Annotated in this window: 1 protein-coding gene and 1 pseudogene; both read right to left on the bottom strand. The window is 74.7% G+C overall.

Annotation, left to right across the window (positions count from 1 at the left end):
- Positions 1-32: 32 nt before the first annotated feature.
- Positions 33-10,238, bottom strand: a pseudogene (locus ACFV8H_RS34420) (type I polyketide synthase); the annotation flags it as partial.
- A 60-nt stretch (positions 10,239-10,298) separates the two neighbouring features.
- The gene (locus ACFV8H_RS34415) at positions 10,299-18,002 is read right to left on the bottom strand and encodes an SDR family NAD(P)-dependent oxidoreductase (RefSeq protein WP_380407763.1); all 7,704 of its coding nucleotides are present in this window, start codon (positions 18,000-18,002) and stop codon (positions 10,299-10,301) included.
- Positions 18,003-18,434 lie beyond the last annotated feature (432 nt).

The raw sequence follows: 18,434 nt of genomic DNA, 5'->3' as shown, positions 1-18,434 counted from the left end.
CGGGTCCGACGGTGGGCCCGGGGTGGGCATGGTCACGGGTTCCGCAGTTCGCTGTCGACGATGTCGAGGATCTCGTCGAGCGTGATGTCCGCGAACTCCTCCTCATCGGAGGGGAGTTCGGGCGCCGCCTCGGCCTGCGGCGCGTGCAGCTGCGCCGCCAGCCCGCGCAGCCGCTCGGCGAGCCGCTCACGCGCGGCCTGGTCCGCGGGGGCCAGGTCGCGCAGACCCGCCTCCAGGCCGTCGAGGTCGAGCAGGGCCGGTGCGGCGGCCGTCCGGTCACGCTGCCGGAGCAGCTCGCCGAGGTGCTCGGCGACGGCGGCCGGCGTCGGGTGGTCGAAGACCAGCGTCGCGGGCAGGCGCAGGCCGGTGGCCGTGGCCAGGCGGTTGCGCAGCTCCACTCCGCGCAGCGAGTCGAACCCGGACTCCAGGAAGCCGCGCCCGGTGCCGACCGCCTCCGGCGAGGCGTGGCCGAGCACCGCGGCCACCTGGACCCGCACCAACTCGACGAGGGTGTGCGACCGTTCGGCGGCGGACAGGCCGTCGAGCGACAGCCCGGCACCGGTTGCGGCCGGCGCCTCGGAGCGGGCCGCGCGCCGCGGTGCCGTGCCGAGCAGGGCCCGCAGCAGCGGCAGGTCCCGCGTCGAGCCGCCCTCGCGGAGCGCGCGCAGGTCCAGTCGGACCGGGAGTACCAACGGCCGGTCCTGGGCGAGCGCGGTGTCGAACAGCGCCAGGCCCGCCGCCGTGGACATCGGCAGCACGCCCGAGCGCCGCATCCGCGACCGGTCCGCCTCGCTCAGACCGCGGGTCATGGCGCTGGCCGCCGACCACAGCCCCCACGCCATCGACACCCCGGGCAGGCCCAGCGCGCGGCGGTGGGCGGCCAGGCCGTCCAGGTAGGCGTTGGCGGCGGCGTAGTTGGCCTGCCCGGCATTGCCGAGCAGCCCGCCCGCGGCCGAGAACAGCACGAACATCGCCGGCTTGGCGTTCAGGGTCAGCTCGTGCAGGTTCCAGGCGGCGTCCGCCTTCGGGCGCAGCACGGCCCTGGCCCGCTCCGGGGTGAGCGAGGCGAGGGTGCCGTCGTCCAGCACCCCGGCCGCGTGCACCACCCCGGTCAGCGGGTGGCGCGCCGGGACGGCCGCGAGCACCGAGGCCAGCGACTCCCGGTCGGCCGCGTCGCACGGGGCGAAGGTCACCTCGGCGCCCGACCCGGCCAGGGACAGGGCCAGTTCGGCGGCGCCGGGCGCCTGCCGGCCCTGCCGGCTGACCAGCAGCAGGTGCCGGACGCCGTACGTGTCGACCAGGTGCCGGGCGACGAGGGCGCCCAGCGTGCCGGTACCCCCGGTGATCAGCACGGTGCCCTCCGGGTCCAGGGCGGTGGCGGCGACATCGTCGGCCGGGTGCAGCCGTGCCAGCCGCGGCACCAGCACCCGCCCGGCCCGGACCGCGTACTGCGGCTCGGCACCGTCCAGCACGGCCGGCAGCACGGCCGGCAGTACGGCCGGCAGTACGGCGGACAGCGCGGCCGACGGCGCGGTCCGGTCGTCGGACGCGGGGCCGTCGAGGTCCACCAGGACGAACCTGCCCGGGTGCTCGGCCTGCGCCGACCGCACCGCACCCCAGACGGCGGCCGCCGCCAGGTCGGGGGACACGGCCCGGAGCGAGGTGTCGACGGCGCCGGCGGTCACCACCACCAGGCGGGCGGCGCCGAACCGGTCGTCGGCCACCCAGGACTGGAGCAGGGACAGCGCCCGTTCCACCGCCCGCCCGGCCGCGTCCGCGGACAGGGTGTCCCCGCCGGGCTCCGACGTCCAGGGGAGCACGACGGCCTCGGGCACCGGTGCGCCGGCGCCGATCGCGTCGGCGAGGGCCGCGAGATCCGGATAGCCGTCTCCGCCGAGCGCGTCGGAACCGAGCACCGCGTGGCGGACCGTGCCCGAGTTCGTCCGGCCGGGCAGCTCGTGCCACGTCAACTGGAACAGCGAGTCGGCGCCGGAGCGACGGGAGGCGGAGCCGAGCTGCGCCCGGGAGACCGGCCGGACGGCGAGCGAGTCGACCGTGGCGACCGGCAGACCGGTCTCGTCGGCCACCACCAGCGACAGCTCGTCCGGACCGGTCGGAGTCAGCCGCACCCGGAGCGCGGTCGCGCCGGTGGCGTGCAGGGTGACACCGGTCCACGAGAACGGCAGCCTCACCTGCTCCGCGCCGTCGACCAGCGTGGTGTGCAGGGCCGCGTCCAGCAGGGCGGGGTGCAGGCCGAACTCGGCGGCCGCGTCGTGCTGTTCGCGCGGCAGCCGCACCTCGGCGTACACCTCCTCGCCGAGCCGCCAGGCGGCGCGCAGCCCTCGGAACGCCGGACCGTACCCGAGGCCGTCGACGGCGAGCCGCTCGTAGAGGCCGTCGAGTTCGACCGGCTCGGCCCCGGCCGGCGGCCAGACGCGGCCGGACGCCCAGCCGGCGGTCGGCTCGGACGGCTCGGTCGGCGAGGCGGTGCCGGTCGCGTGGCAGGTCCAGGCGCCGCCGGCCTCCGAACCGTCCACGGCGGAGTGGACGGTGAGCGTGCGACGCCCGGTGGCGTCCGCCGCGCCGACGCGGACCTGGACGCGGACGCCGTCCTGGCCGGGGAGGACGAGCGGCGCCTGGAGGGTGAGCTCCTCGATGTGGTGGCAGCCGAGTCGGCGCCCGGCGTGGAGGGCGAGTTCGACGAGGGCCGTGCCGGGGGCGAGAACGGTCCCCCAGACGGCGTGGTCGGCGAGCCAGGGGTGGGTGGTGAGGGAGAGCAGGCCGGTGAGGAGCATGCCCTCGTCGTCCGGCAGCGGGACGGCCGCCGCGAGCAGCGGGTGCTCGGCGGAGTCGAGTCCGGCGGTGCGGGGGTTCGTCGCCGTGGGCGCGGTCAGCCAGAAGCGTTCGCGTTGGAAGGGGTAGGTGGGGAGGTCGGGGTGGGTGGCGGGGGTGAGGTAGGGGGTCCAGTCGACGGGGTGGCCGTGGGTGTGGAGGTGGGCGGCGGAGGTGAGGAGGCGGGTCCAGGTTCCTTCGTTGCGGCGGAGGGTGCCGGTGATGAGGGTGGGGGTTGTGGTGTCGAGGGTTTCCTCGATGGCGGGGGTGAGGACGGGGTGGGGGCTGGCCTCGATGAAGGTGGTGTGGCCGTCGGTGAGGGCGGAGGTGAGGGCTTGGGTGAGGAGGACGGGTTGGCGGAGGTTGGTGTACCAGTAGTCGGCGTTGAGTTGGGTGGTGTCGATTCGTTCGCCGGTGACGGTGGAGTAGAGGGGGATGGTGGCTTCTGTCGGGGTGATGCCGGTGAGTTGTTGGGCGAGGTGGTCGCGGAGTTGTTCGACGTGGTGGGTGTGGGAGGCGTAGTCGACGTCGATGCGGCGGGCGCGGATGTCCGAGTTCTCGCAGTGGGTGAGGAGTTGGTCGAGGGCGTCGTGGTCGCCGGCGATGACGGTGGTGGTGGGGCCGTTGTGGGCGGCGACGCTCAGTCGGCCGTCCCAGGCCTTCAACAGTTCGACGGTGTCGTGGTGGCCGAGGGGGATGGAGGCCATGCCGCCGTGTCCGCTGATGGCGAGGATGGCGCGGCTGCGGAGGGCGGCGATGCGGGCGCCGTCTTCGAGGGTGAGGGCTCCGGCGATGGTGGCGGCGGCTATTTCGCCTTGGGAGTGGCCGATGACGGCGGCGGGGTGGATGCCGAGGGACTGCCAGAGTTCGGCGAGGGCGATCATGACGGCGAACAGGGTGGGTTGGACGATGTCGACGCGTGCGAGGTCGAGGGTGCCGCGCAGGGCGTCCGTCAGCGACCAGTCGATGTGCGGGGCGAGGGCGTCCTGGCAGCGGGCGATGCTGGCGGCGAACACGGGTGAGGTGTCGAGGAGTTCGGCGCCCATGCCGATCCACTGCGAGCCCTGTCCGGGGAAGACGAACACGGGGCGCTCGTAGCTGCCGTTGCCGGTGGGGGCGGTGCCGTCGGCGATGGCGGTGAGAGCGGTGAGCAGTTCCTCACGGTTCTGTCCGATGGCGACGGCCCGGTGGTCCAGGTGGGCTCGTCCGGTGAGGAGGGTGTGGCCGACGGCCCGAAGGTCGGTGTCGGGGCGCTCCTGGAGGAACGCCGCCAACTGTCCAGCCTGCGCCCGCAGCGCCTGCTCGTCGCGGGCGGAGAGTACCCACGGCACCACGGCGAACGGCGAGTCGGCTGCGGAGTCCTCCGCCGAGGCGGCGGGCGAAGCAGCTGGCGCCTCTTCGAGGATGACGTGCGCGTTCGTCCCGCTGATCCCGAAGGCGGAGACGCCCGCCCGTCGCGGACGCCCGTCCTCCTGCGGCCATTCCCGTGCCTCGGTGAGCAGTTCGACGGAACCGGCGGACCAGTCGACGTGGGAGGTGGGCTCGCTGACGTGGAGGGTGCGCGGCAGCACCTCGTTGTGCAGGGCGAGCACCATCTTGATCACGCCGGCGATCCCCGCCGTGGCCTGGGTGTGCCCGATGTTGGACTTCAACGACCCCAGCAGCAGCGGCCGTTCGGTGGGCCGGTCCTTGCCGTAGGTGGCGAGCAGGGCCTGCGCCTCGATCGGGTCGCCGAGCCGGGTGCCCGTCCCGTGCGCCTCGACCGCGTCCACGTCGGCCGCGGCCAGCCGGGCGTCCGCGAGCGCGGCCCGGATCACCCGCTGCTGCGACGGCCCGTTGGGGGCGGCCAGCCCGTTGGAGGCGCCGTCCTGGTTGAGTGCGGAACCGCGCACCACGGCGAGGACCGGGTGCCCGTTGCGCCGGGCGTCGGAGAGCCGTTCGACCAGCACCACGCCGACGCCCTCGGAGAGGCCGAATCCGTCGGCATCGTCGGAGAACGCCTTGCAGCGGCCGGTCTCGGACAGCGCGCCCATACGGCTGAACCCGATGAACGAGTCCGGGGTCGGCATCACCACCGCACCGCCCGCGATGGCCATCGAGCACTCGCCGGCCCGCAGGGCCCGGGCGGCCAGGTGCAGGGCGACCAGGGAGGACGAGCACGCGGTGTCGACGGTGATGGCCGGCCCCTCCAGGCCGAACGCGTAGGCCAGTCGGCCCGAGATGACGCTGGTGACGCTGCCGGTGATGACGTAGTCCTCGATGGCGGCCGACGCGTCGGCCGAACGGACGCCGTACCCGTGCTGCATGGCGCCGACGAAGGCGCCGGTCCGGCTGCCGCGCAGGGCGGTCAGGTCGATGCCGGCCCGCTCGAAGGCCTCCCAGGAGGTCTCCAGCAGCAGTCGCTGCTGCGGGTCCATCGCCAGCGCCTCGCGCGGGCTGATCCCGAAGAACGCGGCGTCGAACCCGTCCACGTCCCGGACGAAGCCGCCCTGCTGGCCGGGTACCGCGTCCGGGTCCCATCCGCGGTCGGTGGGCAGGTCGGAGACGACGTCGCCGTCCGTGGCGAGCAGCTGCCACAGCTGCTCGGGCGTCGTCACGCCACCGGGGAAGCGGCAGGCCATGCCGACGATCGCGATCGCCTCGTCGTCATCCGCGCCGTCGCCCGCCGGGGTGGCGGGCCCGGCCGGGGCGGGCAGCTCCGGTGCCCCCAACTCCAGGACGTCGCGCCGCAGTTGGCTGGCGAGCGCGGTCGGTGTCGGGTAGTCGAAGACCAGCGTCGCCGGGAGGCGCAGGCCGGTGGCGGAGGCCAGCCGGTTGCGCAGTTCGACCGCCGTCAGCGACTCGAACCCCAGGTCCTTGAAGGCCCGGTCGGGCCGGATGCCGTCCGCGGTGCTGTGCCCCAGCACCGCGACGGCGTGCGCGGTGACGAGGTCGGTGAGCGCGCGGACCTGGTCCGGCTCGGACAGGTCCGCGAGGGACCGCCGGAGCTCGGAGCCGGAGCCGGCCGCGTCGGCCGCCGCCCCGGTCGCCGTCCCGGCGGACGACGCCAGCACGGCGCGCGCCTCGGGGAGTCCGGTGAGCAGGGGGCTCGGGCGCACCGCGGTGAACAGCGGGACGAAGCGCTGCCAGTCGACCTCGGCCACCGCGACGAAGGTGTCGTCGTGGTCCAGCGCCTGCTGCAGGGCGGCGATCGCCAGCTCGGGGGCCATCAGCGGCAGACCCTGTCCGCGCACGCGGCGACGGGTGCGTTCGACGTCCGGGTCGCCCAGGTTCTTCCAGGTGTTGACGGCGTCCTCCCAGACGCCCCAGGCGACCGACAGCATCGGCAGGCCCTGTGCGCGGCCCTGTTCGGCGAGGGCGTCGAGCGCCGCGTTGGCGGCCGCGTAGGCGGCGTGGTCGCCGCTGCCCCAGAAGGCGGCGATCGAGGAGAACAGGACGAAGGCGTCGAGCTGGTCCGGATCGAGCAGGTCGGCCAGGTGCCGGGCGCCGTCCACCTTGGCGGCCAGCACCTGGTCGAGGCTCTCCAGGGTGGTGTCGGCGACGGAGGTCAGTTCGATGAACGCGGCCGTGTGCAGGACGGCCCGCACCGTGTGGCCGTCCGCCCGCAGCCGGTCGAGCAGCCCGGCGACCGCGTCGCGGTCCGCCACGTCGCACGCGGCCAGGGTGACGGCCACGCCCCGACCCTCCAACTCGGCGGCCAGGTCGGCGGCGCCCGGGGCGTCCGGGCCCGAGCGGCTGGCCAGGACGAGGTGCTCGGCGCCGTGGTCAGCCAGCCAGCGCGCGAGCCGGGGGCCGAGGCTCCCGGTACCGCCGGTGACCAGCACCGTGCCCCCGGGACGCCAGCCCCGGACGGGCTTGGCGGCGCCGAGCTGCGCACGGACCATCCGCCGCGCGAACAGGCCGGCCGGACGGACCGCCACCTGGTCCTCCTCGGAGGACCCCGAGAGCGCCCGGGCCAGTCGGCCGAGCGCCCGCTCGTCGGGCTCCTCGGGCAGGTCGACCAGTCCGCCCCAGAGCTGCGACTGCTCCAGGGCGACGACCCGGCCGAGGCCCCACAGCTGGGCCTGCACCGGATCCGCCGGGCCGTCGGACGGTCCGGCGCACACGGCGCCGCGCGTGGCGCACCACAGCGGCGCCCGGAGGCCGAGGTCGGCCAGGGCCTGGACCAGCGCCAGCGTCAGCGCCAGGCCGCTCGTCACGGTGTGCTTCCCGGGGTGGCGACGGGCGTCCAGTCCCAGGAAGGACAGCAGACCGGCCGGGCCGGACCCGCCGTCGTCGAGCACCTCGCCAAGCCGCGCGGCCAGGACGTCGCGGTCCGCGTCGGCCGCGCCCGCCTCCAGGACCACGGGCCGGGCACCGCGCAGGCCGAGGAGGCGTACGGCTCCGGTGACCCAGGCGTCGTCCGCGCAGCCCGCGGGAACGATCACCAGCCAGGTGCCGGAGAGGGAGGACGCGGCGCCCTCGGGCACGGGCTTCCAGGCGATCCCGTACCGCCAGTCGTCCACCGCCGACCGGTCGCGGCTCTGCCGGTGCCACGAGGAGAGCGCGGGCAGCAGGGCGCTCAGCGACCGCCGTCGCTCGTCGTCGTCCACCTGCAGCGTCGCGGCCACGGCGGCGACGTCCTGCTCCTCGACGGCCTCCCAGAAGCCCGCGTCCTGCGTGCTGTACCCCGCCGGGGAGGCGGAGGCGACGGCGGTGTCCTCGATCCACAGGTGCTGGTGCCGGAAGGGGTAGGTGGGGAGGTCGGGGTGGGTGCCGGGGGCGAGGAAGGGGGTCCAGTCGACGGGGTGGCCGTGGGTGTGGAGGTGGGCGGCGGAGGTGAGGAGGCGGCGGAGGCCGCCTTCGTTGCGGCGGAGGGTGCCGGTGGTGACGGCGGGTTGGTCGGCGGCCTCGGCGGTGTCCTGGACGGTGGTGGTGAGGACGGGGTGGGGGCTGGCCTCGATGAAGGTGGTGTGGCCGTCGGCGAGGGCGGAGGTGAGGGCGTCGGTGAGGAGGACGGGCTGGCGGAGGTTGGTGTACCAGTAGTCCGCGTCGAGCCGGGTGGTGTCGATCCGCTTGCCGGTGACGGTGGAGTAGAGGGGGACGGTGGCTTCCGTCGGGGTGATGCCGGCGAGTTCGGTGGCGAGGTGGTCGCGGAGTTGCTCGACGTGGTGGGTGTGGGAGGCGTAGTCGACGTCGATGCGTCGGGCGCGGATGCCCGAGTTCTCGCAGTGGGTGAGGAGTTGGTCGAGGGCGTCGTGGTCGCCGGCGATGACGGTGGTGGTGGGGCCGTTGTGGGCGGCGACGCTGAGCCGTCCGTCCCAGGCCTTCAACAGTTCGACGGTGTCGTGGTGGCCGAGGGGGATGGACGCCATGCCGCCGTGGCCGCTGATGGCGAGGATGGCGCGGCTGCGGAGGGCGGCGATGCGGGCGCCGTCTTCGAGGGTGAGGGCGCCGGCGATGGTGGCGGCGGCTATCTCGCCTTGGGAGTGGCCGATGACGGCGGCGGGGTGGATGCCGAGGGACTGCCAGAGTTCGGCGAGGGCGACCATGACGGCGAACAGGGTGGGCTGGACGACGTCGACCCGCCCGAGGTCGAGGGTGCCGCGCAGGGCGTCCGTCAACGACCAGTCGATGTGCGGCGCGAGCGCCTCCTGACAACGGGCTATGGATCCCGCGAACACCGTTGAGGAGTCCAGGAGTTCGGCGCCCATGCCGATCCACTGCGAGCCCTGCCCGGGGAACACGAACACCGGACGCTCGAAGCTGCCGCTGCCGGTGGGGGCGGTGCCGTCGGCGACGGCTATGAGTCCGCTCAACAGCTCCTCACGGTTCTCCCCGATGGCGACGGCCCGGTGGTCCAGGTGGGCTCGTCCGGTGAGGAGGGTGTGGCCGACGGCGCGCAGGTCGGTGTCGGGGTGCTCCTGGAGGAACGCCGCCAACTGTCCTGCCTGCGCTCGCAACGCCTGTTCGTCGCGGGCGGAGAGCACCCACGGCACCACGGGGAACGGCGAGTCGGTGGCGGAGTCCTCCGGCGAGGCGGCGGGCGAAGCAGCTGGCGCCTCTTCGAGGATCACGTGCGCGTTGGTCCCGCTGATCCCGAACGAGGACACGGCGGCTCGTCGGGTCCGCTCCCCGGCCGGCCATTCCCGTGCCTCGGTGAGCAGTTCGACGGCACCGGAGGACCAGTCCACGTGCGGGGTGGGTTCGTCGACGTGCAGCGTGCGCGGCAGCACGCCGTGCCGCATCGCCATCACCATCTTGATCACGCCGCCGACCCCGGCCGCGGCCTGCGCATGGCCGATGTTGGACTTCAACGAGCCCAGCAGCAGGGGCCGTTCGGCCGGCCGGTCCTTGCCGTAGGTGGCGAACAGCGCCTGCGCCTCGATCGGGTCGCCCAGCCGGGTGCCCGTCCCGTGCGCCTCCACCGCGTCCACGTCGGCCCCGGCCAGCCGGGCGTTCTTCAACGCGTCCCGGATCGCCCGCTGCTGGGCGGGTCCGTTGGGCGCGGAGAACCCGCTGCTGCTTCCGTCCTGGTTGACGGCCGAGCCGCGCACCACGGCGAGGACCTGGTGCCCGTTGCGCCGGGCGTCGGAGAGCCGCTCCAGCAGCAGGATGCCGACACCCTCCGCCCAGCCGGTGCCGTCGGCGGCGGCCGCGAAGGCCCGGCAGCGCCCGTCGGGGGACAGCGCCCGCTGACGGCTGAACTCGACGAAGCCGCCCGGTCCGGTCATCACGGTGACGCCGCCGACGAGGGCCATCGTGCATTCCCCGTTGCGCAGCGCCTGTCCGGCGAGGTGCAGCGCGACCAGCGACGAGGAGCACGCCGTGTCCACGGTGATCGCGGGCCCCTCCAGGCCCAGGCTGTACGCGACCCGCCCGGACACCACGCTGCCCAGGCTGCCCGTCATCAGGTAGCCCTCGAGGTCGTCGGGGGTGCGGCGCAGCCGCGCGGCGTAGTCCTGGTGCATCACGCCGGCGAACACACCGGTCCGGCTGCCGCGGACGGAGGCCGGGTCGATGCCGGCCCGCTCGAAGGCCTCCCAGGAGGTCTCCAGCAGCAGCCGCTGCTGCGGGTGCATGGCGAGCGCCTCGCGCGGGCTGATCCCGAAGAAGTCCGGGTCGAAGAGCGCGGCCTCGTGGAGGAAGCCGCCGGCCCGGGCGTAGGTCTTTCCGACCGCCTCGGGGTCGGAGTCGTAGAGCGCGTCCAGGTCCCAGCCGCGGTCCTCCGGGAAGGCGGTGACGGCGTCGCCGCCGCTCGCGACCAACTGCCAGAGGCCCTCGGGCGACGTGACGCCCCCCGGGTAGCGGCAGGCCATGCCGACGATGGCGATCGGGTCGGAGGCCGCAGCGGTCAGTTTCCGGTTCTGCTGCCGCAGCAACTCGGCCTCCTTGAGGGAAGCCCGTAGCGCCTTGACGACTTCTTCACTGGATACGGTCATCGCGAACTCCGAAACTTCGTGCCGTAGAGGGGTGGTGCGGCGTGATCAGTTGTCGCCGAGGGCGACCCGGATGAGGCTGTCCAGGTCCATCGTGTCGAGGGCGCTGCCGTGGTCCGGCTCGTCGGCGTCCGCCGGTTCGCCTGCCGGGTCCGCGAGTTGGAGGAGGGTGCGGACCAGCCCGGCTTCCTGGAAGCGGGCCAGCGGGACCGTCGCCAGGGCCCGTCGGAACTCGGCCTCGTCGACTTCCTCGGGTGCCGGTTCCTCCGCTTCCTCTGCTGTCCGGTCGGCCGGGAACACCTCGTTCTCCAGGTGGCGGGCGACCGCGGCCGGGGTCGGGTGGTCGAAGATCAGGGTGACGGGCAGCCGGGTGCCGCTCTCCCGGCCGAGCCGGTTGCGCAGTTCGAGCGCGGTGAGGGAGTCGAGGCCGAGGTCGAGGAAGCCGCGATCGGGTTCGACCCGGTCCGGTGAGGCGTAGCCCAGCACGGCCGCCACCTGGGCCCGGACCACGTCGAGCAGGGCGCGGCCGCGCGCGGGCGCCTCCAGAGCGGCGAACCGCTGCCGGAAGGTCCCGGTCTGCGGGGCGGACGTCTCCCGCGCCCTCGGGGCCCGGACCAGGCCGCGGAGCACCGGTGGCACCTCGGGCTGCGCCCGCAGGGCCGCGGTGTCCAGCCGGGCCGGCACCAGCGCCGCGCGGTCCGTCCGCAGGGCCGCGTCGAAGAGCGCGAGTCCCTCGTCGGAGGGCATGGGGGCGAGGCCCGTACGGCTCAGGCGGCGGAGGTCGGCCTCGGCCAGGTGGCCGGTCATCCCGCTGGACTCCGCCCACAGTCCCCAGGCCAGGGAGTGCGCGGGCAGGCCCTCCGCGCGGCGCCGCTGCGCCAGGGCGTCGAGGAAGGCGTTGGCCGCCGAGTAGCTCGACTGGCCGGCCTGGCCCAGGACGCCCGCGGCCGAGGAGAAGAGGACGAATGCGCGAAGGTCGCTGTCGCGGGTCAGTTCGTGGAGGTGCCACGCCGCGTCGACCTTGGGCCGCAGGACGGCCGACACCCGGTCGGGGGTCAGGGCCGTCAGCACACCGTCGTCCAGGACGCCCGCCGTGTGGACCACGGCGGCCAGCGGCTGTTCGGCGGGCACCCGGGCCAGGGCCGCGGCGAGTGCCTCCCGGTCGGCCGTGTCGCACGCCGCGACCGTCACCGTGGCGCCCGCCGCCGTCAGTTCGTCCCGCAGCTCGGCCGCACCGTCGGCGTCGGGCCCCCGCCGGCTCAGGAGCAACAGGTGGCGCACGCCGTACCGGGTCACCAGGTGGCGGGCGAGCAGGCCGCCGAGCAGGCCGGTGCCCCCGGTCACCAGCACGGTGCCGGCGGGGCCGAACGGGGCCGGGGCCTCCGTTGCGCCGGGCGCCGCGACGGCCAGCCGGGCGGCCGAAACGCGGCCTTCGCGTACCGCCAACTGGGGCTCTGCCAGTCGGGGTTCTGTCGAGGAGAGCGCCCGCACCAGGGCCGGGTAGGAATCGGGGTGGTCGTCGAGGTCGGCCAGCACGAGGCGGCCGGGGTTCTCCGACTGGGCGGAGCGGACCAGGCCCCACAGCGGGGCGTGGACCAGGTCCGTGACGTCGTCGGCCGGATCCACCGCCACGGCGCCACGGGTGAGCAGCACGAGCCGGCCGTCGGCGAAGCGCTCCGAGTCGAGCCAGGCCCGGACGAGGTCCAGGGCGCGCCCGGCCGCCGCGTGGACGTTCTCGACGGACGCTCCGACCTCGGGCCCGAAGGCCGCCACGACCGTGGTCGGCAACGGGGCCCGGATCGCGAGCAGATCGGCGGGGCCGGCGTAGCCGGAGTCGCGGGTCTCGTCGGTGTCGTCAGTACCGTCGGTGCCCAGGAGGAACGGCGCCTCGTCGGGTGCGTCGGCACCGGGCGGCAGCGGCACCCAGTCCACCTGGTACAGCGACTGGTGGCGGCCGTGGGCGGCGGCGCTGAACTGCTCGGGCGTCACCGGCCGCAGCGTCAGCGATCCGACCGAGACGACCGGGCTTCCGGCCTCGTCGGTGGCGGTGAGGGAGACGGTGTCGGGGCCGGTCGGGGTGAGCCGGACGCGCAGCGAGGTGGCCGCCGTGGGGTGGAGGACGACGTCGGACCAGGCGAACGGCAGGCGGACGCCGTCCGATCCCTCCAGCAGGCAGGCGTGCAGGGCCGCGTCCAGGAGGGCCGGGTGCAGGTCGAAGCGGTCGTCGTGGCGTTCGCGCGGGAGCGCGACCTCGGCCAGGATCTCGTTGCCGTGCCGACCGACGGCCCGGAGGCCCTGGAACGCCGGACCGTAGTCGAAACCGACGTCGGCCAGCCGGTCGTAGAGCGCGTCGGCCGGATCGAGCGTCGCTGTCCAGGGCTGCGACCCGTCTGTGGTCGCTGCGTGGCCCGGGCCCTCCACTGCCAGGATTCCGGTCGCGTGCCTGGTCCAGCCGTCCCCGGCGTGCTGGGCGGAGGGGCGGACGGAGTGGATGGTGACGGGGCGTCGGCCGGCCTCGTCGGGCGCGCCGACGCGGACCTGGAACCGGACGGGCTGCTGTTCGGGGAGGACGAGCGGCGCTTCCAGCGTCAGCTCTTCGAGGTGCGCGCAGGCGACCTGACGGCCGGCGTGGAGGGCGAGTTCGACGAGGGCGGTGCCGGGGAGGAGCGCGGTGCCGAAGACGGCGTGGTCGGCGAGCCAGGGGTGGGTGGTGAGGGAGAGCAGGCCGGTGAGGAGCATGCCCTCGTCGTCCGGCAGCGGGACGGCCGCCGCGAGCAGCGGGTGCTCGGCGGTGTCGAGCCCGGCGGTGCGGGGGTCGGCCGCCGTGGGCGCGGTCAGCCAGAAGCGTTCGCCGTGGAAGGGGTAGGTGGGCAGGTCGACCTGGTGGGGGCCGTCGCTGGGGAGCAGGGCCGACCAGTCGACGGGGTGGCCGTGGGTGTGGATCGCGGCGGCCGAGGTGAGCAGTCGGCGGAGGCCGCCCTCGTTCCGGCGGAGGGTACCGGTCACGAGGGTGGGGGCTGCGGTGTCGAGGGTTTCCTCGATGGCGGGGGTGAGGACGGGGTGGGGGCTGATCTCGAGGTAGCTGGTGTGACCGTGGGTGGCGAGGTCGCGGAGGGTCGGTTCGAGGAGGACGGGTTGGCGGAGGTTGGTGTACCAGTAGTCGGCGTCGAGGCGGGTGGTGTCGATCCGTTCGCCGGTGACGGTGGAGTAGAAGGGGATGTCGCCGGGTTTGGGGGTGATGCCGGTGAGTTGTTCGGCGAGGTGGTCGCGGAGTTGTTCGACGTGGTGGGTGTGGGAGGCGTAGTCGACGTCGATGCGGCGGGCGCGGATGCCCGTTTCCTCGCAGTGGGTGAGGAGTCGGTTGAGGGCGTCGTGGTCGCCGGCGATGACGGTGGTGGTGGGGCCGTTGTGGGCGGCGACGCTGAGTCGGCCGTCCCAGGCGCTCAGCAGCTCGACGGTGTCCTGGTGGCCGAGGGGGAGGGACGCCATGCCGCCGTGGCCGCTGATGGCGAGGATGGCGCGGCTGCGCAGGGCGGCGATGCGGGCGCCGTCTTCGAGGGTGAGGGCTCCGGCGATGGTGGCTGCGGCTATCTCGCCCTGGGAGTGGCCGATGACGGCGGCGGGGTGGATGCCGAGGGACTGCCAGAGTTCGGCGAGGGCGACCATGACGGCGAACAGGGTGGGCTGGACGATGTCGACCCGCCCGAGGTCCAGGGTGCCGCGCAGGGCGTCCGTCAACGACCAGTCGATGTGCGGCGCGAGCGCTTCCTGGCAACGGGCGATGGATCCCGCGAACACGGGTGAGGTGTCGAGGAGTTCGGCGCCCATGCCGATCCACTGTGAGCCCTGTCCGGGGAAGACGAACACCGGACGCTCGAAGCTGCCGCTGCCGATGGGGGCGGTGCCGTCGGCGACGGCTATGAGTCCGCTCAACAACTCCGCGCGGTCCTCGCCGATCACCACTGCCCGCTGCTCGAACACGGTCCGGCCCGACACCAGCGCTGCGGCCACCTCGGCGGGTTCCCACTCCGGGTGAGCCTCGACCGCCGCCCGCAGCCGATCGGCCTGGGCACGCAGGGCCCGCTCGTCCCGGGCGGACAGCACCCACGGCACGACCGCCGGGGCGGGCGTCGTGGGCGTCGGCTCCTCGGCGGCGGGCGCCTCTTCCAGGATGACGTGCGCGTTGGTCCCGCTGATCCCGAACGAGGACACGGCGGCTCGTCGGGTCCGCTCCCCGGCCGGCCATTCCCGTGCCTCGGTGAGCAGTTCGACGGCACCGGAGGACCAGTCCACGTGCGGGGAGGGCTCGTCGACGTGCAGCGTGCGCGGCAGCACGCCGTGCCGCATCGCCAGCACCATCTTGATCACGCCGCCGACCCCGGCGGCCGCCTGGGTGTGCCCGATGTTGGACTTCAACGAGCCCAACAGTAGCGGCCGTTCGGCGGGCCGCTGCTGTCCGTAGGTGGCGAGCAGCGCCTGCGCCTCGATCGGGTCGCCCAGCCGGGTGCCCGTCCCGTGCGCCTCCACCGCGTCCACGTCGGCCGCGGCCAGCCGGGCGTCCGCGAGGGCGGCCCGGATCACCCGCTGCTGCGACGGCCCGTTGGGCGCGGACAGCCCGTTGGAGGCGCCGTCCTGGTTGACGGCGGAGCCGCGGATCACGGCGAGGACCGGGTGCCCGTTGCGCTGGGCGTCGGAGAGCCGTTCCAGCAGGAGGATGCCGACGCCCTCGCCCCAGCCGGTGCCGTCGGCGGCGCCCGCGAAGGCCTTGCAGCGCCCGTCGGGGGCGAGGCCGCGCTGGCGGCTGAACTCGACGAACATGCCGGGGGCGGCCATGACCGCCGCGCCGCCGGCGAGGGCCGTCGAGCACTCGCCCCTGCGCAGCGACTGACAGGCCAGGTGCAGGGCGACCAGCGAGGAGGAACACGCGGTGTCCACCGTGATCGCCGGGCCCTCCAGGCCGAACACGTACGACAGCCGGCCGGACAGGACGCTCACGGTGGTGCCGGTCAGGACGTGCCCTTCGACGAGGTCGCTCGCCTCGTGCATGCGGGCCCCGTAGTCCTGCGTCATCGCGCCGACGTACACGCCGGTCCGGCTGCCGCGCAGGGACTCCGGCGCGATGCCGGCCCGCTCGAACGCCTCCCAGGAGCTCTCCAGCAGCAGCCGCTGCTGCGGGTCCATCGCCAGCGCCTCGCGCGGGCTGATCCCGAAGAACGCGGCGTCGAACCGGTCGGCGTCGTGCAGGAAGCCGCCCTGACGGGTGTACGTGTGGCCGCTGCGGGACGGATCGGGGTCGTACAGCGAGTCCAGCTCCCAGCCCCGGTTGTCGGGGAACGAGGAGACGGCGTCGCGGCCGTCCGCCACGAGCCGCCAGAGCTGTTCGGGGCTGCGGACCTCGCCGGGGAACCGGCAGGCCATCGCGACGATCGCGATCGGCTCCTGCTCGCCGGCCGCGTCGTGGCCGACGACCGGCGGCTGTCCGTCGGCGGTTGCCTCCGCCTCCGGGGCGTCGTCCTCTCCGGTGAGCCGGGCGAGCAGGTGGCGGTTCAGGGCCTTCGGCGTCGGGTGGTCGAAGAGCAGGGTGAGGGGCAGGGCCAGACCGGTCGCCGCCATGAGCCGGTTGCGCAGCTCGACGGCCATGGCGGAGTCGAACCCGAGGTCCCGGAGCGGCCGGTCCTCGGGGGTGGCGGCCGCCGCGTGGCCGCACAGCGCGGTGATCTCGGCGCGGACGAGGTCACGGACCCAGTCCTGTGGTGCGGTGCGGGCCCGGTCGGCGGTCGCGTCGACGGCGCCCGCGCGGGCGGTGTCCGGTCGTGCGGTGTCCGGGCGGGCGGCGCGGAACGGGTACGTCGGCAGCGGGACCCGCTGTGCGCCGGATCCGCCGAGGGCGGCCGCCCAGTCCGGTGCGGGCCCTTGGACGTGCAGTTCGGCCATCGAGCTGAGGAACCGGTCCGCCCCGCCCTGGTCGCGGCGCAGGGTGCCGACGACGACGGCGCCGCCCGTCAGGCCCTCGTCGTCCAGGGTCTCCTGGAGGCCGCCGAGGAGGCCGGGGTGCGGGCTCACCTCCAGGAAGAGCCGGTGCCCGTGGGCCAGCAGCGCGCGGGTGGCGTCCTCGAAGCGGATCTCGCTGGTGATGTTCCGCAGCCAGTACGCGGCGTCCAGGGCCGCGGTGTCCAGGAGCCCGCCGGTCGACGAGGAGTAGAACGGTACGGCGGAGCTGCGCGGGCGGATCGCGGCGAGGCCGTCGAGGATGCCGTCGCGGTCGAGGCCGAGTGCGGGTGAGTGTGCGGCGAGTCCGTTGCTCAGACGTCGTGCCCGCACCCCCTCGGCTGCCAGTTCGGCCAGCAGCTCGTCCACGGCCCCCCGGTCACCGGAGAACAGGGTGGACCGCGGGCCGTTGGTCCCGGCGACGACGAGTCGGCCCTGCCACCGGGCGAGCCGTGGCGCCAGCTGTTCGCGGGGCAGCAGGACGGAGGCCAGATCGCCCTGTCCGGCTGCGGCGGCCTGCGACCGGCTCCACAGCGCCACGACCTGGGCGGCCTCCTCCAGGGTGAGTGCACCGGCGACGTGGGCGGCCGCGATCTCACCCAGGCTGGCGCCCACCACGGCGGCCGGTGCCACGCCGGCGGCGCGCCACAGCGCCGCGAGCGAGACCATCACGGCGAACAGGACGGGTTGGACGACGTCCACCGCCACCGGGGCGGGGGCGCCGGGGGCCTCGCGCAGCACGTCGGCCAGTGACCACGGGACGTACGGTGCGAGGGCGTCCTCACAGGCCTTCATGTGTTCCCGGAAGAGCTCCGAGGACTCCAGCAGGTCGAGGGCCATGCCCCGCCACTGGGTGCCCTGGCCCGGGAAGACGAAGACGACTCCGCGCCCGGTGTCCGCCGTCCCGCGGACGAGTGACGGCGCGAACCCGCCCTCGGCGACGGCCCGCAGTCCGTGCAGGGCGTCCACGCGGTCCTCGGCGACCAGGACGGCGCGCTGCTCGAACGCCGTCCTGGTGGTGGACAGCGAGTGGCCGACGTCGGCGAGCCGGAGGCCCGGGTCGGCCGCCAGCCGCTCGCGGAGCGCCTGCGCCTGGGCCCGCAGGGCGGCGTCGCTGCGGGCGGAGAGGACCAGGGGTGTGCGCTCCGTGACGAGGAGCGGCCGGGCGGCGGGCCGTGCCCCGGGGGCCGCCGGGGGATCGGCCGGTACGGCGCCGAGCAGTTCGAGGACACCCGGGCCTGACGCGGGTCGGCCGCAGGAGACCACACCCAGGATCCGGGCGCCGTCGCGTCGCGCGTCGGGCAGCCGCCGGAGCACGGCGAGGACCGTGCCGCCGTCGCCGGCGAGAGCGAGGTCGCATTCCCCGCGGCGCAGCGCCTCCGCGGCGAGCGCAACGGCGGCTCGCTCCGGCGCTTCCGACGGTCCAGGAGCGGCCTGCGGGCCGTGGAGGCCCAGTACGGCGGCAAGGCGCTCCGGCGAGTGTCCCGCCGATCGGTCCGGCGACGACGGTGCGAGGAAGACACCGGTTCGGCTTCCGCGCAGCGAGGCGGGGAGGATCCCGGCGTCCTCCAGCGCGCTCCAGGCGAGTTCCGACAACCTCCAGTCCGCGGGGCCGAGTTCGGCGGCCAGGGCGGCCGGAAGCCCGAAGAACGCGGGGCCGCAGTCAGGGCCGTCGTAGCCCTGCTGGTCGCTGTCGGCTCCGGGCGTCGGGCCGGACAGCCCGACGACGGCGACCGGGTCGTGCTCACAACTCGTCTGCGGCACTGGCTACTCGGCTTTCCTCGTGGTCCTGATGTGCTCGCCGGTCCGGCGGAGCGGACGGCTACTGCGCGTGCCGCATGCGTGCGGTCGCTGTCCACCCAGCGGCTCGGGCGAGAGGGCTGCCGACGCCTCATCTCGATCCAGCGGCTCGGTTGACCGAGAGCCTGCCAGGATGATCTTGGCAGTGACTTGGAGTCGACTTGGAGTCCACTTGGAGGAGTCTTGGAGCGCGCGCGGAACCCGGGTCACGAGCGCGAGTTGCCTGCACGGCAAGCGAAATTGCATGGGCATGTCATCGATAGTCCGAAAAAGCGGACCCGGTGGGGGGGGGGGGGTGAGCGGGGGGCCCCCGGCCGGGGGTGGGGGGGGGGGGTTGGGGGGCGGGGGGGGGGTTTTAAAAAAAATGGGAGGCGGCGGGAGAGTGTGTGTTGGTAT

This window comes from Kitasatospora sp. NPDC059827 (assembly GCF_042731675.1).
GTDB lineage: Bacteria > Actinomycetota > Actinomycetes > Streptomycetales > Streptomycetaceae > Kitasatospora.
This window is presented reverse-complemented; position numbering and strand designations above follow the sequence as displayed.